Genomic DNA, 1926 nt, shown 5'->3' on the forward strand with positions numbered 1-1926 from the left:
GCTTGCCAACGCCATCCGCGCACTCAGCATGGACGCCGTACAAAAAGCAAATTCCGGCCACCCGGGGGCCCCTATGGGCATGGCGGACATCGCCGAAGTCCTGTGGCGTGACTACCTCAACCACAACCCGACTAACCCGCACTGGGCTGACCGCGACCGTTTCGTGCTCTCCAACGGCCACGGCTCCATGTTGATTTACAGCCTCCTGCACCTCACCGGCTACGACCTGCCGATGCGCGAGCTGGAAAACTTCCGTCAGCTGCACTCCAAAACCCCAGGGCACCCGGAGTACGGCTACACCCCGGGCGTTGAAACCACCACCGGCCCGCTGGGCCAGGGTATCGCCAACGCCGTCGGCTTCGCCATCGCCGAACGCACCCTGGCGGCGCAGTTCAACCGCCCTGGCCACGACATCGTTGACCACCACACCTACGCCTTCATGGGCGACGGCTGCATGATGGAAGGCATCTCGCACGAAGTCTGCTCCCTGGCCGGTACCCTCAAGCTCGGCAAGCTGACCGCTTTCTACGATGACAACGGCATCTCCATCGACGGCCACGTCGACGGCTGGTTCACCGACGACACCGCCCTGCGCTTCGAAGCCTACGGCTGGCACGTGGTGCGCAACGTCGACGGCCACAATCCGGACGCCATCAAGGCCGCGATTGAAGCAGCCCGCAAGGTGACCGACAAGCCGTCGCTGCTGATGTGCAAGACCGTTATCGGCTTCGGTTCGCCGAACAAGGCCGGCACCCATGACGTGCACGGCGCCGCGCTGGGCGCAGCCGAAGTGGCCGCCACCCGCGAAGCGCTGGGCTGGAAATACGCCGCCTTTGAAATCCCGCAGGACATCTACGCCCAATGGGACGCCAAGGAAGCCGGTCAGGCCAAAGAAGCGGCCTGGAACGACAAATTCGCCGCCTACGCCAAGGCCTTCCCGGAGCAGGCTGCCGAGTTCAAGCGCCGCATGAACGGCGAGCTGCCGGCCGACTGGAAAGCCGACGCCAAGGCGTTCGTGGAAAAACTGCAGGCCAACCCGGCCAACATCGCCAGCCGCAAGGCGTCGCAGAACGCGCTGGAAGCGTTCGGCAAGGTGCTGCCGGAGTTCCTGGGCGGCTCCGCCGACCTGGCGCCGAGCAACCTGACCATGTGGTCCGGCTCGAAAGCGCTGAACGTTGACCCGGCGGGCAACTACATTCATTACGGCGTGCGCGAGTTCGGCATGACCGCCATCACCAACGGCATCGCGCTGCACGGCGGCTTCCTGCCGTACTCGGCGACCTTCCTGATGTTCGTGGAATACGCCCGCAACGCGGTGCGCATGGCGGCGCTGATGAAGCTGCGCAACGTGTTCGTCTACACCCACGACTCCATCGGTCTGGGCGAAGACGGCCCGACCCACCAGCCGGTGGAGCAGTTGGCGAGCCTGCGCGTGACCCCGAACATGAGCACCTGGCGCCCGTGTGACCAGGTGGAATCGGCGGTGGCGTGGCAGTACGGCATCGAGCGCAACGACGGCCCGACCACGCTGGTGTTCTCGCGCCAGAACCTGACCCAGCAGCCGCGCACCGCAGAGCAGCTGGCGAACGTGTACCGCGGCGGCTACGTGCTGAAAGACTGCGCGGGCACGCCGGACGTCATCCTGATTGCCACCGGCTCCGAAGTGGGCATCACGGTGGAAGCGGCGGACAAGCTGACCGCGGCGGGCCGCCAGGTGCGCGTGGTGTCGATGCCGTCGACCGACGCATTCGACAAGCAGGATGCGGCATACCGCGAGTCGGTGCTGCCGGCGGCAGTGACGGCGCGCGTGGCGGTGGAAGCGGGTATCGCGGACTACTGGTACAAGTACGTGGGCCTGAACGGCGCCATCGTGGGCATGACCACCTTCGGTGAGTCGGCGCCGGCGGAGCAGCTGTTCGCCGAGTT

The 1926-nt window shown here is 65.9% G+C and carries 1 protein-coding gene; it reads left to right on the plus strand.

The window, feature by feature from the left end:
* The coding region (gene tkt, locus C9411_RS25160) for a transketolase (RefSeq protein ID WP_199200156.1) at nucleotides 1–1926 on the plus strand (1926 nt) is incomplete at both ends.

Source organism: Serratia sp. Nf2 (genome assembly GCF_003028435.1).
Classification (GTDB): domain Bacteria; phylum Pseudomonadota; class Gammaproteobacteria; order Enterobacterales; family Enterobacteriaceae; genus Serratia; species Serratia marcescens_L.